This is a genomic window from Nocardia sp. NPDC003693, assembly GCF_053981095.1.
Genome location: NZ_JBSFNO010000034.1, coordinates 19304 through 42728, shown reverse-complemented (window position 1 = coordinate 42728; position 23425 = coordinate 19304). Strand labels below are relative to the sequence as shown.

Genomic DNA, 23425 nt, shown 5'->3' with positions numbered 1-23425 from the left:
GGTTGCCATGGGGGAATCGAACGTTCCCGAGTTCAGCTTTCTGACCACCGCGTATTGCACCGAGGACGTGCTGGCCGAGACCATCGAATCGGTGCTGGCGCAAACGATCCCGGACTGGGAGCTGGTGGTCGTCGACAACGGCATGTCCGAGGCGATCGCGGACATCGTGTCCGGCTACGCGGCGGCCGACGCGCGGATTCGCCTGGTACGTCAGGAGAACCGGGGCTACGACGGCGGGGTGATGGCCGCCGCGGCGGTCGCCACGGGCCGCTTCTTCGTAGTGCTGGACAGCGACGACCAGGTACTGCCCGCCTACTGCGAGGTGGTGCGCGCGGCCTTCGCCGCCGAGCCCGGCATCGCCGCGATCGGCTGCGACGCCTATCGATTCGACGATTCGGGCGCGGATCTGCCGATCGGCTACTACCGCTCCACCGACGTGCGCAAGCGACCGGACCCCGCGCGCCGGCTCACCCTGGCCGATCTGCTCGGCGGCCTGGTGCCGTACTACACCGCGGCCATCCGGCGCGAGGTGTGGGAGGCCGTCGGCGGCTACGACCGCGGCGGCGAGGAGCTGCACGAATCGGTCGTCATCTGGATTCGCATGGTGCGTGACCACGACATTCGGATCCTGCCCCAGCGCCTGGCCCGCTTCCGGCTGCGCAGCGATTCCATGACCCGCGACCCCGCCAAGGTCGAAGCGTTCATGACCGAGCTCGAGCGATCCTTCGCCTGGGCCGCGCCGCAGGGGGAGTCCGAACGCGCCGCGCTGGACCGGACGCTGCGCACCTTCCGCTACTGGGAAGCGCTGCGCAAGGCGCAGCGGGCGTTCCTGGCGAGCGATAACCGCGGGGCGCGAGCTTTCGCGCGCGAGGCGTTCCGGCAGCGCCGGACCGTGCGCGCGGGCGCGATCATCGTGGCCGTGCGCTTGTTCCCAGGTCTGCTGCGGCGGGTGCACCCGCTCAAACAGCGGGTCTCCGAGCGGGTCGCGCACACCGCGGGCCGGGTCGTGACCGCCGTGCAGCGGTGACCGCGGGCGAACCGGAGGAGCCGTCGCCCGCCACCGGACTGGGCGCGGTGCTGCGACGCGGGGCGGCGCTCTCGGCCGCCGGGGTGGGCGCGGTGCAGATCATCGCGCTCGCGCAGACCCTGGTGCTGGCGCGCCTGCTCACCCCGGCCGAGGTCGGCGTCTTCACCGCCGGCACGGTGCTGACCACCGTCGTGGTCGTGTTCTCGCACGGGTCGCTGAGCCACGCGCTGATCCAGCGGCGCACCGAGATCGCGGACGCGGCCGAGACGGTGTTCCGGGTGACCCTGGGGTCGGGTGTGGCGCTGGCCGGGCTGCTGGTGCTGACCGCGCCGGTGCTGTCGGCGATCTTCCGGGACGACCGGGTCGGCGCCGTCGCGGCGGTCGCCGCGGGCACGGTCGTGCTCACCTCGCTGCTGGCGGTGCCGGACGCGTTGCTGCAGCGCGCTTTCCGGTTCGAGCGCCGCGTCATCGTGGATCCGGTCAACGCGATCGCCTTCGCCGCGGTCTCGATCACGCTGGCCGCCTGCGGTTTCGGCGTGTGGGCGCTGGTGGCGGGGTACTACGCGTCGGTGCTGGCGGCGGTGGTCGCCTCGTGGTGGCTGTGCGGGTGGCGGCCGCTGCGGGGCCGGTTCTCGTTCCGATTGTGGCGCGAGCTGGCCGGATTCGCGGCGCCGCTGGCGATCGAGAGTCTGGTGGAGCGGGCCGTCGAGGCCGCCGAGGTGGTGCTGGTCGGGCATCGGCTCGACAGCGCCGCGCTGGGCAACTACCGCAACGGCAGGCGGCTGGCGTTCCTGCCCGTGCAGGCGATCGTCCAAATCTGTTCGTACGTGCTGTATCCGGCGTTCGCGAGCATCGCGGGGCAGCCCGAGCGGTTCGCCCGCGGATTCCTGACCGCGCTGCGCTGGATGTGGCTCGCCGTGGTGCCGGCGTCGGCGCTGCTGGCGGTGCTCGGTGAACCCCTCGTCGTGCTGCTGCTCGGCTCCCCGTGGCGCGGAGCGGGAATTCTGGTGCAGGCCATGGCCGGGGTCGGCGTGGGGTACGCGCTGATGTCGGTCGGCGCCGAGGCGCTCAAGGGCGCGGGGCGACCGCACCTTATCAATGTCATGACCGGTGCGGGGGCGATCACGGCGGTGCCGCTGCTGCTCCTGCTGCTGCCGCACGGGCTGCTCGGCGTCGGCCTGGCGCTGTCGGGGTCCGCGCTGCTCACCGGAATCACCGGACTTCTCCTCGCGCGTAACGTCGTCGGGGTGACATCCAGCGAACTCGGGCGCCTGCTGGGCCCGCCCGTCGCGGCCGGGGTCGTCGCGGCCGCCGCGCTCGCGCTGCTCGAACACGCGGTGCTGCGGGCGGGGGAGCGGGGTACCGCCGCCGGGCTCGTGCTGCTGACGGTCGAGGTGATCGCGTTCGCCGGGGTGTTCGCCGCTGTGCTGCAGGCGATCTCGCCCGGAACGCTGCGATCGCTCCGGTCCGCGGTGCGGCGGTCGTGAGGTCGCTGCCGCGCCGCCGCCGCGTGCGCGCCGGGCTCGCGGTGCTGGTGCTGGTGGGGGTCTTCGTCGCGGCCGGGTTCCCGGTGTACGTGCGACCCCAGGTCGATCCGCTGCGGCACGCGGACGCGATCGTGGTGCTCGGCGGCGAGGGCATCGACCGCTACGCCTACGGCATCGAGCTCGCCCGGCGGGGCTACGCCGCCACGGTGCTGTTCTCCAATCCGTACGGGCCCGATACCGCGCTCGACGAAGTGCGCGAACCCTGCCGTACGCCGCCCGCGGGCGTCGCCCTCGAATGCTTCGCGCCCGATCCGCCGACCACGCTGGGGGAGGGCCGCGCCCTGGCCCGGATCGCCCGCGAGCGCGGCTGGCGCACGGTCATCGTGGTGACCATGCGGCCGCACCTGTCGCGGGCGCGCTACATCCTGGCGCGGTGCTTTCCGGGTGAGCTGATCATGGCGCCGAGTCCGCTGGAGATCTCCCCGGCGTACTGGGCGTGGTCCTACGTGTACCAAACCGTCGGTTACGCACGGGCTTTCCTCACGCGGGGCTGCTGAGTCCGATGCGCGGCGGCGGCGGCGGTGCTCAGGGGGCCGCGTCGCCGATCTCCGCGGCGCCCGCGCGCCGGGGGTCGATGGTCAGGATGCGGCGGGTGTGCCCGTTCGTCCAGGCGGCGATGATCCGGTCGTCCGCGTGGATGACGTCGAGACCGCGCGGGGGTTCGATGTCCGGGCCCAGCGGTGTCAGCACCGTGAGCAGGACCAGTGGCACATCGCCCGAACAGCGCGCGCCCACCGCCCAGGACGCCTCGCGCGATTCCAGGCGTTCGGACCACCAGCCGAGGTCGGTGTCCGCGTCGCCGTGTACCGCCTCGGCTTCCAGGGGCCGATTCGACGCGTACGCCAGCGCCAGCGCCGGCACACCGGCCCGCGACGCGAGGTGGCCCGCGCCGTGGGAACGAACCCGCAGCGCCGGATGCAGGGGCCAGGTCAGCCGGGCCGTGTGCGGGCCCCGGCCCGAGATCAGGTCCACCACAGCGACTTCCACGCTGTCCGGCGCCGCCACCAGCCAGCGCCGGTGCACGACGGGCTCGGCCAGACGGGTGTACCCGTCGTGTTCGGCATCCACCACACCCCGCACCAGGTCCACCGCGCGGACGCGGACCGCGGCGCGGGTGCGCCACAGGAAGGGGCCGCCCATGACCGATTGGTCGAGGTCGTCGACGGTCACCGTCGCGTGGGCGCGGGTGGAGCGGTGCGCGGCGCGCCGGCTCGGATGTCCGTAGTAGCTCGCGGTTCCGGGATCGCCGACGAGCTCGTGCCCGGCGACCGCCAGGGTGAGCGCCAGGGCGTCGGCGTGACCGTGGGCCGCGATCGAGAGATAGCCCAGGGGACCGACATCCATGGTGACGCGGCGGGCGCGGGCGCGCAGGACCACCAGGCCGCCGTCCGGGGCGTAACCGCTGCCCGGGGGATCGGCGGCGAGCGGCGCGGCCGAACCGAGCGCGGCGCGCAACCAGGCCGCGGTCAGGCTCGGGGTGCCCGCGCGGGCGGCGGCCGGTTCCGGAACCAGGGCGTCGGCGATACCGAGATGCGCACGCACCGTGCGGATCTCCTCCGCGCCCAGGCGCAGGGCGAAACCGCCGTCGTCGTCGCCGTAGCGCGGCTGCGGATCGGTGTCGCCGACGGTGAGCGCCAGATATCGCGAGCTACGGACGATGGCGGCGCCGAGTCGAGCGGGCGGGTCGCCGCGCAGGGTCAGCAGGGCGTGGACGACGCCGATCAGCTCCACGGTGAAAAGCTGGTACGCCACGGCCTGTTCCGCGCCCGCGCCGTCGGGCAGGAGCTGGCGATCGGCGTGCTCGGTGAGCAGCTCGAGCGCGTCGGCCGCCCAGCGCGCCGCCGCCGGAATCTCCGGCAGCAGCAGCGCCACCACGGCCAGCCCCGCCAGTTCGCCGATCAGGTGATTGTTCGCGGAACTGAACAGCGAGCGGTCGCTCCAGCAGCGCCGGGCGCTCTCGCCCAGCAGCACGACGTACCGGCGATACCGCTCGGGTGTCAGGCCCGGCGCCGCGCGCAGCCCCTGCAGCGCCACCGCCACCGAGATCGCGCGCACGCCGCATTCGAACGCGCCGCGCCACGCGATTCCGGCTCCGGGCGGCTGCTGCTCCATCCACGAGTCGAGGTGGTCGAACGCGGCGTCGGCGAACCGGGTCTCACCGGTGAACAGCCACGCCTGGGCCAGCCACGGCAGGTGCTGGAGGCGATTGAGCTCCCAGATCCACTTGGGATCCCCGGCGGCGGTGCGATGATCGATGCGCTCGGAATTGGCGGTGGGCCAGCGTGTTCCGGTGAGCGGATCGTGATTCCAGTCGATCCGCGCGCCGAGATCGGCGGCCGGGTAGCCGAAGAACCGCACCCGCCCGGCGAGCACCCGTTCGGCGGCCGCCAGCACCGCCGCGACCGCCTCGGGATCGGCCGCGGCGACCACGGCGGCGCGGTCGTGATCGAGCAGTACCGGGCGACCGTTCCCCGCGCGGAACTCGCGCAGCGCGTCGGGCCAGGACGGTTCGGCCGGGCCGAACAGGTCCGCGCCAGCGACCGCCCAGCTGACCCGGCGCGGGCGCAGGCGCTCGCGGAGCCGGGCCGTGCGCCACAGCATTTCCGGGCCGCTCATGGTGCGCAGCCGGTGCAGGTACCAGAGCAGCTGGGTCAACACATGCCTTTCGCCCCGGGCGATCGCCACGCCCCCGCGGTGTCGATGTGCACGATACCCGCATCCGTGTACGGCCCGCGTGCCCCGAATTCCCCGATGGCCCAGGCGATTACATCCGCTGACACCCGGCGGCACCCCGGTTACCCTTGGCAGGCGGGCACGCGCAGATGGGTGACGGCATGACGGTCGACGGTGAATCGGGGCAGACGTGTGCGGAATAGCCGGGGTGCGCCGGTTCGACGGTGCTCCGGTCAGCGGAGAACTGTTGGCGAAGATGGGGGAATGCCTGCGCCACCGGGGACCCGACGCGTCGGGCGTGTGGACCGCCGGTTCGGTCGGATTCGCGCACTCCCGGCTCGCGATCATCGATCTGGCGGGATCGGCCCAGCCCATGGCGGGCGCCGGGGAGCACACCCACATCGCCTTCAACGGCGAGATCCTGAACTACCGGCAGTTGCGCGCCGAGCTGGATTATCCGTTCACCACCCACGGTGACACCGAGGTGCTGCTGGCCGCGTACGAGCGGGACGGGGTGGGCGGGGTCCGGCGGCTGCGCGGGCAGTTCGCCTACGCCATCCACGACGCGCGGACCGGGGAGACCCATCTGTTCCGCGACCGGCTCGGGATCCTGCCGCTGTACTACTACCTCGACGACGAGTTCTTCGCCTTCGCCTCGGAGATCAAAGCGCTGCTGCCGGTGCTGGATTCGCCGCGCGTGGACACCGCGGGCCTGCACGACTTCCTGGCGCACCGTTCGGTGCCCGCGCCGTACACGTTCTTCGACGGGGTGCGCAAGGTGCCGCAGGGGCATCACCTCACCGTCGGCGCGGACGGCAGCGTGCGGATCGAGCGGTACTGGCGGCTGCCCGCCGAGTCCGAGATCATGGATGTCACGCCGCAGGCTGCCGTCGAGCTGCTGGACGAGGCGCTGCGGGCCTCGGTGCGCGACGCGCTGGTCGCGGATGTTCCGGTGGGAGCGTATCTTTCGGGCGGGGTCGACAGCAGTCTGATCTGCGCGCTGGTGGCCCGCGAGCGCGGCGGCGCGGGGCTGCACACATTCTCGGCAGGCTTCGGTGACGATCGGGTGGACGAGACCGAATGGGCGCGGATGGCGGCCGCGGTCGTCGGCAGCGAGCATCACGAAACCGTCATCACCGCCGACGATTTCCAGGCCGATTGGGCTCGGCTCAGCAGGCACCGGGACTCGCCGCTGTCCGAGCCCGCCGACGTGGCGGTGTTCCGGCTCGCCGAACTCGCGCGCGAGCACGTGAAGGTGGTGCTGTCCGGCGAGGGCAGCGACGAATTGTTCGGCGGCTACCCGAAATACCGCTACGCCCGCGCCACCCGCGCCGCCGGGCTGTTCCCCGGGGCGCCGCTGCGCCTGCTCGAGGGCCGGATGCCCGCCGATCGCGCCCGCCTGACCGTGGCCCTGCGCGCGCTGTCCGAACCGAGCTATCCCGAGCGGATGCGGGGGTGGTTCGCGCCCTTCACCTCTCGTGAACGAGACGGACTGCTGGGCGGTCCGCCCGAGCGCAGCGTCCTGGCGCCGTATCTGGAGGGTCGCGGCGACCCGTTGCGGCGCATGCTCTACGCCGACGTGCACACCTGGCTGGCGGACAACCTGCTCGAACGCGGCGACCGCATGTCCATGGCGGCCTCCCTCGAACTGCGCCCGCCGTTCCTCGATCATCGCGTCGCGGAACTGGCCTTCCGGCTGCCGAGCGCGGTGAAGGTGCGCAACGGCACCACCAAGTGGATCGTGAAAGAGCTTGCCCGCGGGCATCTTCCGGCGGACCTGGTGGATCGGCCCAAGGTCGGGTTCAAGGTGCCCCTGGACGCCTGGTTCCGGGGTCATCTGCACGACCTGGCCCACGACCTGCTCACCGGACCGTCGTCCTTCGTCGCGGGCATCTTCGATCCGGCGGCGATCCGGCGGCTGCTGGCGGCGCATTCCTCCGGCGGGCGCGATGAACAACCGCGCATCTGGACGCTGCTGTCACTGGAGATCTGGCACCGCGAGTTCCAGCGACAGCTCGTCGAGACGCGGTGATCGGCTAGTCCGCGCGCAGGCGCATGCGAAACACGAAGGTGTCGTAGCGATCTCGCGGATAGGAGATGTCGGACACCATGACGACGCGGTCGTCCTCGGTGAGGAAGCGCTGATGGACCGACTTCACCAGATCGCCCCGGGGCGTGCCCAGCCAGGCGGCGTGCTCGGGGGACGGCAGCCGGTCGGCGACGGTCTCCTCGAGATAGGCCGCGCCGGCGACTCCGTTGACGCCCGGGGGCTGAAAGGAATCGGAGATCGACACCGCGCGACCGTCCTCGGACGCCCGGGTGATCACCCGGGTCACCTCCGTGCCTTCCGGGATCTCGAGGGCCTCGGCCAGTGCGGGCGTGGCCGCCAGCCGGGCGGTCTCGCGCTCGATGAGCACGTCCCGATCCGATTCGTTGCCGAACGTCGTTTCCGGACTCTCCAACTGGCGCTCGGGCGCCACCCGGGCGAGATTCGGCCGCGCGGTGACGAACGTGCCGCGTCGTTCCACGGTTCGTACCAGACCCTGACTGATCAGCAGCTTGACCGCGCGGCGCACCACGATGTCCGAAACACCGTGCCGCTCCGCGATTTCGGTGTAGCTGGGCAGTCGCGTGCCGGGTCGCAGCGCACCGGTGCGGACCTGCCGGGCCAGGCTGCCCGCGATGGCGACGTACTGCGGTTCGGTCATGGTGTGGTCCTCCGAATCGGGTGTCGCGCGGGCTGTCGGCTCTCATCAGGGTACCCACGCTGCGTATACGCATAGACCGATTCGGTCGCACACCCGTGCCGGGCGGGTGGCGAAGTTGTGTGGAACATGACTGGACAGCTGCATTTTCAGGTGTGTATACGCGAAGTTGTGTTGCGTATACGCAGATTTCGCTACGCTTGCTGCATCGTCTTCGCAGCGAAGGCGGGCTCCGGAGAGGACGAGCGCGGTGACGGGCTATGTGGATCACGGTGTCCCGGGCTACCCGGTCATGAACGTGGAGACTGCGAGAAGTGCGCTGGCCAAACACCGGGAGTGCGACGAGGACTGTGCGGCGAAGTCGTACTACTCGAAGCTGGTTCCCCGGCTCGAGCGCTCGCACGCGGGCAATTCGGCGGTCGCGTGGAATCGGTGGCGGAGTGACTGAGGGGCCGCCCGGACGGAAAGCGAATCGAACGCATGGCTGAACTGGTGCTGTCCGCCGAGCGCAGGGGCGAACTGGTCGAACTGCTGGACGACGGACCGCGCCTACGGGCCGAATTCCCGGTGGTGGCCGAGTATCTCGCGACGGCCGGACAGCTGCCGGGCAGCGGGGACGAGCGGGCGGACGCGGCGTTCGATCTGCGGCTCGTGCACTACCTGACCGGGGGCCGGGCCGCCAATCCCTACTGGGAGATCGTCGCGCCCTCGGTGTCGGAGCGGTCGGGGCGGGTCGTGGTCGACGGCGGCCGGGCCGCGGGCAGCGCCCGGCTGGCCTACGCGCAGACCGTACTGCAAGCCGCGTACGCCTACGCGGTTCCCGCGCCGGCGACGCTGGCGTGGATCGCGCGGTTCTGCGGGAACCGGCCGGTGCTGGAACTCGGTGCGGGCCGGGGGTATTGGGCGGCGCAGCTGTCCGGGGCGGGGGTGCGGGTGGACGCCTTCGACTCCGAACCGCCGGACGAGATCTCGAATCTTTCGTTCCCGGCCGTCACGGGACAACCCGCCACCTGGCACGAGATCGGCGACCTCGCAGCGTATTCCGCGCGCACCCGGGAGATCGGCGAGCAGGTGCTGCTGCTGTGCTGGCCGCCGGGCTGGGGCAACACCATGGCCTCGCAGGCGCTGGCGCGGTTCGAGGACTCCGGGGGAGATCGCCTGGTGTACATCGGGGAACCGCGCGGCGGTAAGACCGCGGACGACGCCTTCTTCGACGCGCTCGATACGCGGTGGACGCTGGAATCGGCCGATCCGCACTACGTCTCGTGGTGGAATCTCGCCGACACCGCCCAGACCTGGGTTCGCCGGACCTGGGCCTGCACGATGTGAGCGGTCAGTCCAGTTCGGACGGCAGTTCGAGATCGAGGACCGACACCCCCGCGCCCGCGCCGCCGAGGGTGTCGACGACCGATCGCGCCGGGGCGACGAACAGCTCCGGGTAGTCGATCTCGCCGGCAGCCTCGTCGACCGGGAACGCGAGTTGTTCGGCGCCGAGCGAGAATTCGGCGGTGACGCCGTTGCGGTTCCCGCGCGCGTCCTGCCGGTGCCAGCCGTTGTCGAGGTGGACCGCCACCAGACCGTGCAGCACGTGGCCCGGATCGTCCGTCAGGCGCTGGTAGCAGAGTGCGGTCGGAATTCCCTGTCCGCGCAGGATCGCGGCGAGCAGGTGTGATTTGGCGTAGCAGAGCCCGACCCGCTGCTCGAGGACCTCGGACGCGCGCAGGGTCACGCGCGGGTCGCGCACGTCGTAGGAATGCCCGACCTCGTCGCGCACCCATTCGAACGCGCGGCGGGCGAAGTCGATGTCGCCGTCGCTCTCGGATCGGAGTTTTTCCCCGAGCGCGCGCACCTCCGGATGGTCGACCTCGACCACCGCGTCACCGGCGAGGAACGCGGACGGGTCGAGACTGGATACGGGCGTAAACGGCATTCCGTCACGATAGTTCGTCACCCCGGTGCGCATCCGCGCGTGTCCGGTCATCGGCCGGCGTGCTCGCCCAGCAGGTGCGTGGTCACCCGGGTGGCGTGCTCGGCGAACGCGGTGCGGTCGGTGCCCAGGCTGCCCTCGGTCCACTCGATGAACAGCGAGATCAGGGCGCCGAAGAGGGCGGAGAAGCGCATCCGGACGGCCGGATCGTCGGGAGAGCCGGTGACGCGGTCGCCGAGGGCGGCGCGGGTCAGGGCCGGCATGGAGTCGCGGACGTGACCGCGCAGGCGGGCGTCGGCTATCGGCTCGATCAGCAGGACGCGGCAGACGCGGGGATCTGACTCCATGAGTTCGGCGGCCGACTCGAAGATCGCGCGCAGGTCCCCGGCGGCGGGGGCGACCGCGTGCTCCAGGCGGGTCAGGGCCGCGCGGTGGACGGCGTGCAGGAGCGCGTCGGTGTCGGGAAAGCTCTCGTAGAAGAACTTCTGGCTCAGGCCCGCCGCGCGGCAGACGGCCCGCATGCCCAGGGCGGAAACGCCCTGGGCGCCAACCAGTTCGAAGCCGATCTCGATGAGCCGGGTACGCCGGTCGGCGGCGCGGTCGGCGGCGCTCTGCCCGCCGTAACTCCTTGACACGGACCCCACCCTACAAGAACCATCACTATCGGGAAGCAGGTGCTTCCCGATAGGAGATCGCGATGTTCACCGAAGAGCAGTTCCAGCGGGCGCTGGCGCAACCCCGCCTGGCGCAACCGATTCCGGCGGTTCTCACGAACCGGGCCGAACCCGTCCCCGTCCTGGACGAGGCCGCCCTGACCGCGATGACTCGCACGTGGTTCGAGGAGTACGAGCGCAAGATCGAGTTCTACGCCCGCCACGGGCTGGACATCGCCTGGACGCTGGAGTGGGCCAAGAAGTACTGGTGGAGTTGGCAGGCTCGCGACATGAGCCACAACCACGAGCTCTACTCCCCGGGGCTGCGCTACAAGGACGTCACCACCCTCGGCGCCACCATGACCGGCCTCGACGAGTTCGTCACCTACAACTTCGCCTTCTTCGACGCCATCCCCGACTGGCGCTACGACCCCATTCCCGGCCAGAGCTACGTGGACGTCGCGCCCGACGGAACGCTGCGAATGGTGGTGCGCTACTACGGATCCGGGCATCTGGTGGGGCCGCTCAAGCTCCACCCGTACGGACCGGGCGCGCCCGAGCTGCCCGGCAACGGGAATTTCGTCCAGTGCACGGCCGTCGACCGGTATCACTTCGACGCCGATCATCTGATGGTGGAGGGGGAGACGCTGTACGACCTGGTCGACGCGGTGCAGCTCGCGGGGCTGGTGCCCGGGCCCGCGTCGCCCGCGTTCGGGTGGCTGCTGCGCGGGGCGGGGGTGGCGACCCGGGTCGCGACGCGGCTGCGGCGAGTGGCGGGGTGATCTCTCGCGGGCAGTGCCCGTGGCTCTGACATCGGCAGGGGTGCAACGTATCCGGGCGCTCCGCGGCCTTCTCCGTTGATGGTACGCGCATATCAACTATCTGATATGTTCGTACCATCAACGGTGAAAGGGGCGAGGATGCCGAAGATCGGGCGGTTCGCGAGTGACGAGGCCGAGGCCGTCTACCTGCGGGCCTACGACGCGGTGGCGCGGCAGTGGCCGGTCGAGTCGGAGGAGATCGACGTCCGGACTTCCTTCGGGACGACCCGGGTGCGGCGGTCGGGCCGCGGTGCGGGGGTGCCGCTGCTGCTGTTGCCCGGGCTGGCGGGCAACAGCCTGTTCTGGGAGCCGTTCGTCGCGGAGTTGTCGCGCGAGCGCACGGTGTACGCGATGGATGTCCTGGGGTGGGCGGGCCGATGCGAGCAGACGGCGCCGCTCGCCGGTGAAGGTGACATCGCGGCCTGGGTGGGCGAGGTGATCGCCGGGCTCGGCGTGGATCGCGTGCACCTGGCCGGGTATTCGCAGGGCGCGTGGATCGCCGCGGTGGTCGCGGCGTGGCAGGGCGACCGGGTAGCGAGCCTGAGCCTGCTGGAGCCGGCCCCCGCCACCTTCGCCAGGCCACCCTGGAAGGTGCTGTTCAAGTTCCTGGGCGCCGGAATACGCCCGACCCGCGCCCGGATGGAGAAGTTCAACCGCTGGCTCTCCCCCCGGGTCGAACTCACCGACGAGGTCTGGGCAATGCTGCTGGCGTCCTTCGAGTTCCGGGTGTCCCTGCCCTGGCCCCGCCCCCTACCCCCCGACCGCTTCGCGACGGTCACCGCCCCCGTCCTCGTGTTGTTCGGCAGCGAGACGGTGGTCCACGACCCCGAGGTCGCCGCGGCCCGCGCCCGAAAGTTCCTGCCGCACGCCGATATAGAGATCTACCCCAGCGTCGGCCACGACTTGATCTTCGCGATCCCGGGCCGGGTGCTACCCCGGTTCCTCGGGTTCGTCGCCGCACAGGAACGCACCCCGGTCGATTGAGGGCGCCCCGCCGGGCACGGAGCAATTGTCCGTGGGGCCGATATTCGATTCCATCGAATTGAATTGCGCTGCATGATTGTCGGCGTGCATCCCGACGCCCGTAACCCCCTGAAGGTCGCGAAATTCCTGGCGCGCGCGGGCCGCATCGACGAGCTCCGTGCGCGCGCGAACGCCGGTGACCCGCACGCGGCGCGGCAGCTGGCGATCTGGCTCTCCCGCGCCGGACGCCTCGGTGAACTGCACGAACGGATGGCCGGCGGCGACGAGTACGCGCGGCGGGGATACTCGGACTGGCTCGTTCGGCATCGCCTCTTCGCGGAGGGCATCGAGGTACTGCGACCGTCGGCGGCGACCGGGTTCCGGGGCGCACGGCGACGGCTGGCCCGGCTGTTGGCGGGGCAGGGACACCCCGAGCAGGCCATGGCGGTGCTGGCGCAGGGCCCGCCGGAGCTGTTCGAACCAGTGCGGATGAGAGGCTGGCTGGACGCGTGCGGCCTTATCGATCGGGGGAGCGGGTGGGCGGGTGTGCGTCGCGAGTACCTCGACGCACTGCGCCGCCGAATGGCCGCGGGGGACCTCGACGCGAAACGGCAACTGGCCTGGATCGTCCTGCTGTGGTGGAGTCCGCTCGAGAACCGGCTCGGGGACGCGGCCGCGCTGCTGGCCGACATCGGTCCGGACGAGTGGTTGCACGAACGTCTGGTGCTGCATTCGTCGGGATGGCGTGGAGGCGAGTTCCTGGCGGCCGCCATCGACGTCCTCGCACCCGCCGACATGAAGGCGTACCACCGCACCCGGGCGGCACTGCTGCTGATGCAGAACCAGCGCGACGCCGCGCTCACCCTGCTGCGGTCGCTGTCCGCCGAGGGCGACCGGTCCGCACGGCAGGATCTGGCCGCGATCCTCGAGGCCGAGCTTCCCCGTTCGGTCTCGATGCCCGCGAGCACCGACCCGTTGAATATTTGACTCATAGTTACAGATCACCTACCGTCGACCGGGTGGCACGCACCAAGAGTTTCGACCCGGACGAGGCGGTCGCACGGGCGATGGAAGTGTTCTGGCGCAAGGGATACGCCCGGACCACGCCGCAGGACCTGCTCGACGCGATCGGTATCGGGCGCGGGAGCCTCTACAACGCGTTCGCCGGTAAACGCGACCTGTTCCAGCGGGCGCTGCGCCGCTATCAGGCCCAGGAAACGGTTCGTGTGATCGACCTGCTCGACGGGCCCGGGCAACCTCGCGAACGCGTACACGCCGCGCTGACCATGGTGCTGGATGCGGCCTGCGACGACACCGAACGTCGCGGATGCCTGGCCGCCAACACCGCTGTCGAGCTGGGTGGCGAGGACGAGATGGTCGACCTGCTGGTTCGGCGCATCTTCGACCGTCAGCACGCCGCGTTCCGGGGGGCCATCGAGGAGGGCCGGCGCGCCGGGGAGTTCGCCGGGGACCTCGATCCGGACGCCGCGGCGACCTTCCTGCTCGCGACCATCAACGGCATGCGCGTACTCGCCAAGGCCGACCCCCGTTCCGACCGGCTCGCCGGGTTGGTCGAAACGGCCATGCGCGCACTGTAATTCGCCACCACTCGGGCCGGCGGTTCGGCACGAAGCCGTGCACGCTGCCCTGAAATTGTAACTGTAGTTCCAGAAAGGAATGCGCTGTGGATCTGCAACTATCCGCGAAGACCGCCGTTGTCACCGGAGCGAGCAAGGGAATCGGCCTGGAAATCGTGCGGGCGCTCACCGCCGAAGGGGTTCGTGTCGTCGCCGCCGCTCGCACCATCACCCCCGAACTGCGCGAGCTCGACGGACGCGCCACCGCCGTGCCGGTCGACCTCGCCGGCCCGGACGGCGCCGCCGTGCTGGCCGAGCGGGCCGCCGAGATCCTCGGCGAGACCGACATCCTGATCAACAACCTCGGCGGCGTCGTACCCGGCAGCGCCGATGCCGCCGGCTTCCTCGACATCGCCGACGACGCTTGGCAACGCACCTACGAACTCAACCTGTTCGCCACCGTCCGGGTCACCCGCCACCTTCTGCCCAGCCTGCTCCGGCAGCGTGGCGTGGTCATCAACATCTCCTCCATCGGGGCCCGCGCCGCCTACCATCCGGTCGACTACGGCACCGCCAAAGCCGCGCTCAACAACCTCACGAAGGCTCTCGCCGAGGAATTCGGCGGGCAGGGCCTGCGCGCGCTCACCGTTTCCCCCGGACCCACCCGCACCGGCAACTGGTCGGCCGCAGACGGGTACGCCGCCCACGTCGCCAATAAGAACGGGCTCACCCTCGACGAGTTTCTCGCGCAAGCTCCGGCCCGGATGGGGATCACCACCGGCCGGCTCACCGAGCCACACGAAACCGCGGCCCTGGTGACGTTCCTGGCTTCTCCGCTGTCCGGAAACCTCACCGGCGCAGACTATTTGGCCGACGGCGGGGCGATCAAGACGGTTCAGTAGCCGGCGAGGGCGGTGGGCGGCAGCATCGTGAGGTCGACGTGCGCACCGGCGCGGGTGATCTCGGTCCGGGCGACCCGGCCCGCGGTGACGGTGATGTCCACGACCGCGAAACGATGACCGCCCGGGGCTATGACGTGCACCCTGCGGCCGTCGGCGAGCATCGGTGTGCCCGCCCGGATGCGGTCGGCGAACAGTCGAGTCTCCCGCGCGATCGCGTCGGCGCCGACAACCGTCGTCGGCGTGTGCGCCGGGACCAGGGCCGGATCGGCAACGCGCACACAGTCATCGGACATCAGCGCGACTCCGTCGAGGTCCGTCTGCCGCCCGCCGCCGTGCCCTATCTCGCGACGCTGAAACTGGCCGGGGCGGTGGGCCTGGTTTGCCGGCGTGATCGCGGCGCCCCGGCTGGGCGTCGCGGCCGGCGTCGGCCGGACCGCCTTCTTCGTCGGGGCTATCGCCGTCCACGTGCACACCCGGGTGTTCCACAACATCGCGTTTCCCGGGCTGTTCCTGCTGCTCGCGGCGGCATCGACCATCTACATGGTGCAGCTGGCGGCTGCGTAGTACATCTGTCCGGCGCGACCGGGCTGAAACATCAAGAACGACGACGGCTTTCCCGCGCGTCGTGTGATCGGTGTGCGGGGCGGCTCGCCAGGGGGCGGGCGGGGATATATGATCTGGGCGATGAACACTCATTCTGAATCAGGATTGGGGGTCTCGTTCGCTGAAGGTGAGTGCTGATGCACGACCTTGTGAACGAGAACGCTTCCCGGATTTCTCTCTGGCAGCGCGTGCGGGAATACGCCGTGCCGCCTTCCATGATCGACAACGCGACCGCGCGGCGACGCGCCGGTGACTGGGCGGGGGCCTGTGCCGCCGCGGGTTTCGATGTCGACGTCGACCTGCGAGCCGTGGCCCGGGTGTACGGGCGGAGCATGGCGGCCCGGATCAGGGGGGACCTGCGGCTCCTCGCGCCGGATCTGCTGCGCTGGCATATGCCCAGGGTCGCGCCGGACGGACTGCTGCGGGCGGGGCTGACCATCGGGCTGGCTCGATACGGGGCCGACGAACTCGGAAACCCCTGCGGCATGGACGGTTCGGTGGAACTCGTCGTCCGGACCGCGCCGGAGTGGGCCGACGCGGGGCAGCGTGTGAGCCTCGCGCTGTGGGGTGAGAACCTGCCCTCGGCGGGCACGAGCCTGCATCCGCATCCCCGGCCCGACCGGCGCTTCCGGCTCGATCTGCACCGGCACCTGTGGGACGCGAGCCGCAGCGACGAACTGCCGATCCGTTCCGGGGCAACGGAATCGGACGACAGCGTCCCGACCCCTGGCGAGCGCGGCCATCCCGGCACCCTCGACGCGGAACTGCTGGCGTGGGCCGAGCACGGGTGCGCGGTGCGGCGATGGACAGACGAGGCCCGGATTCTGTTGCGCGCGCAGGGATATACCTCGGGCCCGCTGCTGGTACGCCCGGGGGCGCGCCGGCGGATCGTGGTGGAACTGTCCGATCCCGGCGGCGATCCGCCCCACCTGCGGATCACCCGCGGTGTCCCCACCGGCGAGATCTCCGGGCTCCCCGTGCTGCCCGACGCCGCGACCTGGACGCTGCCGGACCTGGAACTGCTACGCGCCGAGGCGATCACACCCGACCGGCTGCACCCGCTGGTCGCCGCGTCGCTCGTACCGGATCACGAACCCCGCGCCCGCGCGGATGCCACCGACCTCGCCGACCGGGCCCGCTCGGTCGACTGCCGGGGCGAACGTCATCGCATCGGACTGCGCGACGGGGTGCTCACCGCGCTCGATCACGATCCCGGCGAGATCCGCCGGGAGGAGCTGCTGGTCGCCCTGACCGGCACCCCGCTGCCCTGTCTCCAGGCGATCGACCGGGCACACCGGCACCCCGACTGCCTCGCCGGCGTCCGGGAACGCCTGAGCCACGGCGACATCGACGGCGTCCTGACCATCGTCGACACCCTGCTCGGCCCCGACGCGGTCCTGCGCCCGGGCGCCCTGCGGGACGAACTGGAAGCCGCCGCCGAACGCCGGATCCGCTACGGCATGTTCCGCGCGGGCCTGTCCACCCCGGACCCGTGCATCAGGCGCGCACCGCGTCCCGCGGGTCGCGATCATCCCCGCCTCGCCACCCAGCGCTGACGACCACCGCGACGGTCCCGACCGCCGCGCCACGCACGCGGATACGCCCGCGTGACCCGCCCGACCACCACCCCCGGGTATCCGCCGCGCGCCGAACCCGATTCGACACGACCCCAAGGTGATTCACACATGCTCACACTCGCTTCCGCCGCCACCCGCCCGCACTCCGCGCAGCTCGACGTCGCCGCGGACCTGCTCACGCTGCTGGGCGACTCGACCACCGAACCCCGCCCGAACATCCAGCTCGAAGCCCTGACCCTGGCGGTCGCCGCCGACCTCCCGGTCCTGCTGTGGGGCGAACCCGGCATCGGCAAGACCGCCGCCCTGACCCAGCTCGCCGAGTCCCTGGACCTGCCCCTCACCACCGTGATCGCGAGTGTCCATGAGCCGTCGGACTTCTCGGGCCTGCCCATCATCGGCGACGACCCGGCGCACAACGGCGTCCCGATGGCCCCGCCGGACTGGGCCGTCGACCTCTGCCGCGCCGGCCGCGGGCTGCTGTTCCTGGACGAACTCTCCACCGCCCCGCCCGCGGTCCAGGCCGCCCTGCTGCGCCTGGTCCTGGAACGCCGCATCGGCACCCTCCAGCTCCCGCCCGGCATCCGCATCGTCGCCGCCGCCAACCCGCGCTCGAGCGCGGCCGACGGCTGGGAACTGAGCCCGCCGCTGGCCAACCGATTCGTGCACCTGTACTGGACCCACGATCACGACGTGGTCGTCCGCGGCCTCGGCGGCACCTGGCCGCGGGCTACGCTGCCGGTCCTGGATCCCGAACTGCTCACCGGCGCTGTGGCTTTCGCCCGCCGCGCGGTGTGCGGCCTGCTCGCGGGCCGCCCCAAGCTCGTGCATCAGCTGCCGACCACCGAGACCCGCCGCGGCGGGGCCTGGCCGTCGCCGCGCAGCTGGGAGATGACCCTGCGCCTGATCGCCTTCGCCACCGCGGCCGGCTCGACCCCCGACGTGCTGTCCCTGCTGATCCGGGGCGCCGTCGGGGACGGTCCCGGCTTCGAACTGCTCACCTGGATCGAGCGCATGGACCTGCCCGACCCGGAAACCCTGCTCGCCGATCCCGCCGCCGCCGACCTGCCCGAACGCGGCGATCTGCGCCAGGCGGTACTGGACGCCGTGGTCGCCGCGGTGCGCAAACGCCCGGAACGGGAACGCTGGGACGCGGCCTGGGCGCTGCTGGTGAAGGCGGTGGAAACCGGTGCGCCGGACCTGGTAGTGGTGCCCGCCACGACGCTGGCCACCCTGCGCCAGGGTGATTGGGATGTCCCCGCCGCGATCGAGGATCTCGCCGCGATGGTGTCGGTCGCGCAAGAGGCGGACCGTGCCGCCGATCGCGTCAAGGCCGCGGTGAGCCGATGACACTGGTACTCGATCTCGAAAAGCTCGCCGCCGCACGGCTCGTCGCGGTCCGGGCACGGCCGTACCTCGCGACGGCGCTGTTCGCCATGCGGATCATCGACTCGCCCCGGACACCGACCATGGCGGTCGACAGGTTCTGGCGCTGCTACGTCTCCGCAGGTTTCGTCGAGCGCACCCCCGTGGAGGATCTGGCGTCGGTACTCGTGCACGAGGTCTCGCATCTGCTGCGCGACCACCACGGCCGCAGCGACCGATTCGCCAAGCGGCACAACCTGACCGGGCCCGCCGAACGCCTGCGCATGAACATCGCCGCCGACGCCGAGATCAACGACGACGCGTTCGGCGACGGCCTGATCCAGCCCGAGGGCGCCGTCCTGCCCGCCACCCTGAACCTGCCCGAGGGCGAACTCATGGAGGACTACCTGCACCAGTTCCGGCTCGGCCCGCGCACGGCCGCCATGGCCTGGCTCGACTGCGGCAGCGGCGCGGACGGCGCCGAGCGGGACTGGGATCTGGGCCCGGACGGGGCCGACGGACTCAGCGAACAGGAAACCGACGCCGTCCGATTCCGGGTGGCGCAGGGCATCATCGGCCGCCCCGGCAGCGCGCCCGCGGGCTGGCGGCGCTGGGCCGAGGACGCGGTGCACCCGCCGCAACCCTGGCGCGACCTGCTCGGCGCGGCCGTGCGTTCCGCGGTCTCGGCGGGCGGCGCCGGCGACGACTACACCTACGGCCGCCCCGCCCGCCGCGCGACCGCGCTGCCCGGCATCGTGCTGCCCAGCCTGCGCCGCTCCCCGCCCCGCATCTGCGTCATCATCGACACCTCCGCGTCGGTGAGCGACGCCGAACTCGGCAGCGCCCTGCTGGAAACGGCCGCCATCACCCGCGCCGCCGGCGGCCGCCGCGACCTGGTCACCGTGCTGTCGTGCGACGCCGCGGCCCGCGTCGCCGACCCCCTGTGCCGCGCCGAGGGCATACCCCTGATGGGCGGCGGCGGCACCGACCTGTGCGCGGGTTTCGCCAAAGCCCTGACCGCCCAGCCACGCCCGGACGTGATCGTGGTGCTGACCGACGGCCAGACACCCTGGCCGACCAGCCGCCCGTCCTGCCGGACCGTGGTCGGCCTGTTCGGCCGCGAGCGCACCCGCTCGTGGCGCGAGGACTCGGAGTACGTGCCGGACAAGCCGCCGGAGTGGGCCCGGGTGGTGCGCATCGGCTGAGCCGGGTGGGCCGCACCCGGCGCGAGAACCGCTGGGCCGCGGCTCAACCGGCGTGCAGGAGCACCTCGCCGGAATCGACCTTCCAGTACTTGCGGTTCAGCTGGGCCGTGCCGGCGCCGTCGGTGTACGGGACGAGCACCGGGAGGTTGTTCGTGGGTTTCAGCGTGGCCGACCAGGTTTCGACGCGGTCGGTGCACTGCAGGGTGATCCCGGGCGGGGAGCTCGCGAGCCCGATGGTGCCGCTGCCGCTGGTGGCTATCGCGGCGGTGACATCGAGATAGCCGATGCCCGCCTCGCAGCGGTAGGTGCCGGTGGCCAGCAGGCCGTCGGGGGTGGGGGTGACGACCGCGTTCAGGGTGATGGACTCGACCTCGGGGCCCGCGGCGGCGGGCGCCGCGCAGAGGGCGGTGGCGGTGGCCGCCGCGACCGCGAGCAGCGCGTGGGTGGATGTGAACACGAGCGTCTCCTGACCGTTGATGCCTGTCGAGCGCGGGAAGTTCGGCCTCGATCGTAGCCAGCGGCCGCCGGCGGGCGCGCCGCTTTCGGCCGGGCCGGGTCAGTACGCGCCGTCACTCGCCGCGACGGCGGTGATGGTCTTCTTGATGATCAGCAGGTCCTGGACCATGCTCCAGTTCTCCACGTACGACAGGTCCAGGCGGACCGACTCCTCCCAGGACAGATCCGAGCGGCCCGAGACCTGCCAGAGGCCGGTGACGCCGGGTTTGACGAGCAGGCGGCGGCGGACCTTGCCGTCGTAGCGCTCCACCTCGGTGCGCAGTGGCGGGCGCGGGCCGACCACGCTCATCTCCCCGCGCAGCACGTTGATGAACTGGGGCAGCTCGTCGAGGCTGTAGCGGCGCAGCAGGCGGCCCACCGGGGTGACGCGGGGATCGTCGCGGATCTTGAAAAGCGGTCCGGCGCCCTCGTTCTCGGCGAGCAGTTCGGCCAGGGCGCTGTCGGCGTCGGCCCGCATGGTGCGCAGCTTGATCATCTGGAAGGGATGCCCGTTGAGGCCGATGCGCTCGGACCGGTAGAACACCGGACCGCGGCTGCTGACCTTGACGGCCACCGCGAGCATCACCATGAAGGGCGCCACCGCCAGCAGGGCGGTGAGGGCGAACAGGACGTCGAAGGCGGTCTTGCCGAACGACTTCGCGCGATCGTACTGCGGCTTCTGGATGTGCAGCAGGGGAAGGTTGGCGATCGGCCGGATGGACAGGCGCTGGTCGGCCACGTCGACCACGCCGGGCGTCACCACCAGATCCACGCCCAGCGGCGCGAGCTTCCACACCAGATCGTTGATCCCGCGCGGCCCCAGCTGCTCGGTGGCGGCGATGGCGACGGTGTCCGCCCCGGTCTCCCGAACCGCCTCCAGCACCGTGGATTCCGCACCGATCACCGGCAGCTCGACGTCCTCGATGATCTCGAAATCGGCCGGATCGAGCAGATAGGGGGAGTAGACGCCGACCACCGAGTACCCGACCGCCGGATCGCGGGCGAAGCACCGCATGATCTCGAGCGCCGAATCCCGTCGGCCCACAACGAGAACCGAGGTGAGATAGCGTCCGGAACGGCGCTGACGCGCGGCGAACTTGCGCCAGCCCAGGCGATTCAGGATGAGGCCCAGCAGGCCCACCGGCAGCGCGATGGCGAGATAGCCACGCGCGAACTCGATTCGAAGCAGCAGGGAGACGATGGCTATCAGGCCGAACAGCCGCATGGTCGCCGCGATGAGCCTGCGGTATTCCTCCGGCCCGGTGCCGATGATGGCGGTGGACCACACGTTTCCCACCGCGAGGAAGCTCACCCAGGCCAGCGCCAGCACGAGCGAGATGGCCGAATAGCCGATGCGGGCGTCGCCCGCCCAGTCCAGTATGGGGTCGCTGCCGGGGTCGCCGAAGCGCAGGAATTGCGCCGCGGCCACGGCGGAGCAAACTACCAGCGCATCGGTAATCCGCAGTCGGCGAACGTATTCCGATTGCCAGCGGTCCTTGCCGGACCGCGGCGCGCCACCCCTGCGTTGCGTTCTTCGTCGAGTCTGTTCCTGGTCGATCCGGAAGGCCATCCTGCAGCTCCATCATGCGACACGTGAGTCTCGTGGTAGTCCCCCCGACCGGACGCCCAGCTGAATACTACTGGTTCTGTTCATCGTCCGGCCAGCATTGATCGCTACCGAATGACGCGAAATGCCAACGGGTTTGGTGTTTCTGCGGGTTTTCTGCGCCCGCCGCGGTACGCCCGGCCGCACCGCTCGTCCTGCGCGATTCGAATCCGCACGTAGGATTCGGGGGTGCCGGCACCCACTTCTGCGTGGGGGCGAACCTGGCCCGGTTGCAGATCGACCTCCTGTTCAACGCGATAGCCGACGTGATGCCGAACCTGCGCCAGCTCTCCGGACCGGTGCGGCTGCGTTCGGGCCGGCTCAACGGCATCAAGAGCTGGCAGGTCGCCTACGAGTGATGTCGCGGGCGGGACGGCGCTGACCAGCGGGCTTCTCCGCATACCGCACGGTTTGTGAACATGTTTTAGTAATACATGTTCACAAACCCGGGTGTGGTGTGGTTCACTGCTCGGGAACGTGTTCCAAAGGAGGTAACCGTGTCCGCGCCGACCAGCCCCGCCGGCTTCGATTTCACCGATCCCGATCTGCTCGCCACTCGACTGCCCGTCGAGGAGTTCGCCGAGCTTCGCCGTACCTCGCCTGTCGCCTGGGTTCCCCAGGCCGGCAGCGGATTCAAGGACGACGGCTACTGGGCCGTCACCAAACTCGAAGACATCCGCGAGATCTCGAAGAACCCCGAGGTGTACTCCTCCGAGGAGAACACCGCGGTCATCCGCTTCTACGACGACATCCTGCGCGAGGAGATCGAGGTTCAGCGCTTCCTGCTGCTGAACCAGGATCCGCCCCGGCACACCAAGCTGCGCCGCATCGTCTCCAAGGGCTTCACCCCGCGCGCGGTCGAATCGCTGCGTGCCGCGCTGCGCGACCGCGCGGAGAAGATCGTGCAGGAGGCCAAGGCGCAGGGCTCGGGCGACTTCGTCACCCAGGTCGCGTGCGAGCTGCCGCTGCAGGCCATCGCCGAACTCATCGGCATCCCGCAGGAAGATCGCGGCAAGATCTTCGACTGGACCAACCAGATGATCTCCTACGACGATCCCGACTTCGAGGGTGACCACAAGGTCGCCACCGCCGAGGTCATGGGCTACTCGTGGAACCTGGCCGAGGGCAAGCGCGCGTGCCCCGTCGACCTGGACGCGCACGCGGACATCATGTCCACGCTGCTCGAGGCCGACGTCGACGGCGAGGGCCTGACCTCGGAAGAGTTCGCCTGGTTCGTGATCCTGCTGGCCGTGGCCGGCAACGAGACCACCCGCAACGCCATCACGCACGGCATGAAGGCGTTCGTCGACAACCCGGATCAGTGGGAGATCTACCGCGAGCAGCGCCCGCGCACCGCTCCCGACGAGATCGTCCGCTGGGCCACCCCGGTCATCGCCTTCCAGCGCACCGTCCTGCAGGACACCGTCCTCGGCGGCCAGGAGCTGAAGAAGGGCCAGCGCGTCGGAATGTTCTACTCCGCCGCCAATTTCGACGAAGAGCACTTCGAGAACCCGCACCAGTTCGACGTGCTGCGCAAGAACAATCCGCATGTTGGCTTCGGCGGCACCGGAACCCACTACTGTGTTGGTGCGAACCTGGCTCGCCTGGAGATCGACCTCATTTTCAACGCCATCGCCGATGTGATGCCGAACCTGAGCGAGGTGTCCGAGCCGGTTCGTCTCCGTTCGGGTTGGCTGAACGGAATCAAGAGCTGGCAGGTCAAGTACGAGTAAGCGATCATGGGGCCCGGCGTGACCACGTTGGGCCCACGCTTGTTCGCCG

The 23425-nt window shown here is 70.8% G+C and carries 23 protein-coding genes and 1 pseudogene; 17 read left to right on the top strand and 7 right to left on the bottom strand.

The features are described 5' to 3' along the window. Positions 1–7 precede the first annotated feature (7 nt). The 3 genes from ACWDOP_RS29705 to ACWDOP_RS29695 are packed head-to-tail and all read left to right on the top strand — an operon-like array spanning position 8 to position 3071. Complete coding sequence (locus tag ACWDOP_RS29705; protein WP_456347677.1) at positions 8–1027, top strand: glycosyltransferase family 2 protein; 1020 nt, start codon at positions 8–10, stop codon at positions 1025–1027. Further along, complete coding sequence (locus ACWDOP_RS29700) at positions 1024–2514, top strand: oligosaccharide flippase family protein (RefSeq protein WP_456347676.1); 1491 nt, start codon at positions 1024–1026, stop codon at positions 2512–2514. Before ACWDOP_RS29705 ends, ACWDOP_RS29700 begins: the two co-directional genes overlap by 4 nt. Then, positions 2511–3071, top strand: a complete 561-nt coding sequence (locus ACWDOP_RS29695) for a YdcF family protein (protein ID WP_456347675.1) — start codon at positions 2511–2513, stop codon at positions 3069–3071. Before ACWDOP_RS29700 ends, ACWDOP_RS29695 begins: the two co-directional genes overlap by 4 nt. A gap of 28 nt (positions 3072–3099) precedes the next feature. Here the strand turns inward: ACWDOP_RS29695 and ACWDOP_RS29690 are convergent, their stop codons facing one another. Continuing rightward, positions 3100–5229: an alginate lyase family protein gene (locus ACWDOP_RS29690; RefSeq protein WP_456347674.1), complete on the bottom strand. Its 2130-nt coding sequence runs from the start codon at positions 5227–5229 to the stop codon at positions 3100–3102. A 208-nt stretch (positions 5230–5437) separates the two neighbouring features. On the opposite strand from ACWDOP_RS29690, the gene asnB reads away from it, so the two are divergent. Continuing rightward, on the top strand, positions 5438–7279 hold the full coding sequence (asnB, locus tag ACWDOP_RS29685; protein WP_456347673.1) for an asparagine synthase (glutamine-hydrolyzing): 1842 nt from the start codon (positions 5438–5440) through the stop codon (positions 7277–7279). A gap of 4 nt (positions 7280–7283) precedes the next feature. Here asnB and ACWDOP_RS29680 read toward each other — a convergent pair whose 3' ends face one another. Then, positions 7284–7955: a GntR family transcriptional regulator gene (locus ACWDOP_RS29680; protein WP_456347672.1), complete on the bottom strand. Its 672-nt coding sequence runs from the start codon at positions 7953–7955 to the stop codon at positions 7284–7286. A gap of 247 nt (positions 7956–8202) precedes the next feature. On the opposite strand from ACWDOP_RS29680, the gene ACWDOP_RS29675 reads away from it, so the two are divergent. Further along, positions 8203–8400, top strand: a complete 198-nt coding sequence (locus ACWDOP_RS29675; protein WP_454200463.1) for a hypothetical protein — start codon at positions 8203–8205, stop codon at positions 8398–8400. A 32-nt stretch (positions 8401–8432) separates the two neighbouring features. Further along, the gene (locus tag ACWDOP_RS29670) at positions 8433–9281 is read left to right on the top strand and encodes a hypothetical protein (RefSeq protein ID WP_456347671.1); all 849 of its coding nucleotides are present in this window, start codon (positions 8433–8435) and stop codon (positions 9279–9281) included. Between the two features lie 4 nt (positions 9282–9285). Here the strand turns inward: ACWDOP_RS29670 and ACWDOP_RS29665 are convergent, their stop codons facing one another. Further along, positions 9286–9882, bottom strand: a complete 597-nt coding sequence (locus tag ACWDOP_RS29665; protein ID WP_456347670.1) for a transglutaminase-like domain-containing protein — start codon at positions 9880–9882, stop codon at positions 9286–9288. 47 nt (positions 9883–9929) lie between these two features. Further along, on the bottom strand, positions 9930–10514 hold the full coding sequence (locus tag ACWDOP_RS29660; RefSeq protein WP_456347669.1) for a TetR/AcrR family transcriptional regulator: 585 nt from the start codon (positions 10512–10514) through the stop codon (positions 9930–9932). Between the two features lie 62 nt (positions 10515–10576). On the opposite strand from ACWDOP_RS29660, the gene ACWDOP_RS29655 reads away from it, so the two are divergent. The 5 genes from ACWDOP_RS29655 to ACWDOP_RS29635 all read left to right on the top strand — a co-directional run bounded on the left by ACWDOP_RS29655 (position 10577) and on the right by ACWDOP_RS29635 (position 14795). Next, positions 10577–11314: a nuclear transport factor 2 family protein gene (locus tag ACWDOP_RS29655; RefSeq protein ID WP_456347668.1), complete on the top strand. Its 738-nt coding sequence runs from the start codon at positions 10577–10579 to the stop codon at positions 11312–11314. A gap of 138 nt (positions 11315–11452) precedes the next feature. Beyond that, the gene (locus tag ACWDOP_RS29650; RefSeq protein ID WP_456347667.1) at positions 11453–12337 is read left to right on the top strand and encodes an alpha/beta fold hydrolase; all 885 of its coding nucleotides are present in this window, start codon (positions 11453–11455) and stop codon (positions 12335–12337) included. A gap of 72 nt (positions 12338–12409) precedes the next feature. Further along, the gene (locus ACWDOP_RS29645) at positions 12410–13303 is read left to right on the top strand and encodes a hypothetical protein (protein WP_456347666.1); all 894 of its coding nucleotides are present in this window, start codon (positions 12410–12412) and stop codon (positions 13301–13303) included. 32 nt (positions 13304–13335) lie between these two features. Further along, positions 13336–13914, top strand: coding sequence for a TetR/AcrR family transcriptional regulator (locus ACWDOP_RS29640; RefSeq protein ID WP_456347665.1), 579 nt, complete (start codon positions 13336–13338; stop codon positions 13912–13914). An 86-nt stretch (positions 13915–14000) separates the two neighbouring features. Further along, positions 14001–14795: an SDR family oxidoreductase gene (locus ACWDOP_RS29635; RefSeq protein WP_456347664.1), complete on the top strand. Its 795-nt coding sequence runs from the start codon at positions 14001–14003 to the stop codon at positions 14793–14795. Here ACWDOP_RS29635 and ACWDOP_RS29630 read toward each other — a convergent pair. Next, entirely contained in the window at positions 14789–15088 is a 300-nt protein-coding gene (locus ACWDOP_RS29630) for a hypothetical protein (protein ID WP_456347663.1), read from the bottom strand. The two genes, ACWDOP_RS29635 and ACWDOP_RS29630, sit on opposite strands and share 7 nt — an antisense overlap. Positions 15089–15182: 94 nt before the next feature. On the opposite strand from ACWDOP_RS29630, the gene ACWDOP_RS29625 reads away from it, so the two are divergent. From ACWDOP_RS29625 to ACWDOP_RS29610, 4 genes are all read left to right on the top strand, one after another. Next, positions 15183–15359: a DoxX family protein gene (locus tag ACWDOP_RS29625; RefSeq protein ID WP_456347662.1), complete on the top strand. Its 177-nt coding sequence runs from the start codon at positions 15183–15185 to the stop codon at positions 15357–15359. 176 nt (positions 15360–15535) lie between these two features. Further along, entirely contained in the window at positions 15536–16954 is a 1419-nt protein-coding gene (locus tag ACWDOP_RS29620) for a hypothetical protein (RefSeq protein ID WP_456347661.1), read from the top strand. Positions 16955–17083: 129 nt separating this feature from the next. Continuing rightward, positions 17084–18322, top strand: a complete 1239-nt coding sequence (locus tag ACWDOP_RS29615; protein WP_456347660.1) for an AAA family ATPase — start codon at positions 17084–17086, stop codon at positions 18320–18322. Then, the gene (locus ACWDOP_RS29610) at positions 18319–19542 is read left to right on the top strand and encodes a vWA domain-containing protein (protein ID WP_456347659.1); all 1224 of its coding nucleotides are present in this window, start codon (positions 18319–18321) and stop codon (positions 19540–19542) included. The genes ACWDOP_RS29615 and ACWDOP_RS29610 overlap by 4 nt, the downstream gene beginning before the upstream one ends. 43 nt (positions 19543–19585) lie before the next feature. Here the strand turns inward: ACWDOP_RS29610 and ACWDOP_RS29605 are convergent, their stop codons facing one another. Both ACWDOP_RS29605 and ACWDOP_RS29600 read right to left on the bottom strand, forming a co-directional pair. After that, positions 19586–19999, bottom strand: a complete 414-nt coding sequence (locus ACWDOP_RS29605) for a hypothetical protein (RefSeq protein WP_456347658.1) — start codon at positions 19997–19999, stop codon at positions 19586–19588. A gap of 99 nt (positions 20000–20098) precedes the next feature. Then, a complete protein-coding gene (locus ACWDOP_RS29600; RefSeq protein WP_456347657.1) occupies positions 20099–21607 on the bottom strand; it encodes a sugar transferase in 1509 nt (502 codons plus the stop codon). A 194-nt stretch (positions 21608–21801) separates the two neighbouring features. On the opposite strand from ACWDOP_RS29600, the pseudogene ACWDOP_RS29595 reads away from it, so the two are divergent. Both ACWDOP_RS29595 and ACWDOP_RS29590 read left to right on the top strand, forming a co-directional pair. Next, positions 21802–22002 (top strand): annotated as a pseudogene (locus ACWDOP_RS29595) (steroid C27-monooxygenase); the annotation flags it as partial. Between the two features lie 138 nt (positions 22003–22140). Continuing rightward, positions 22141–23376, top strand: a complete 1236-nt coding sequence (locus ACWDOP_RS29590; protein WP_454200479.1) for a cytochrome P450 — start codon at positions 22141–22143, stop codon at positions 23374–23376. The last annotated feature ends 49 nt before the right edge of the window (positions 23377–23425 follow it).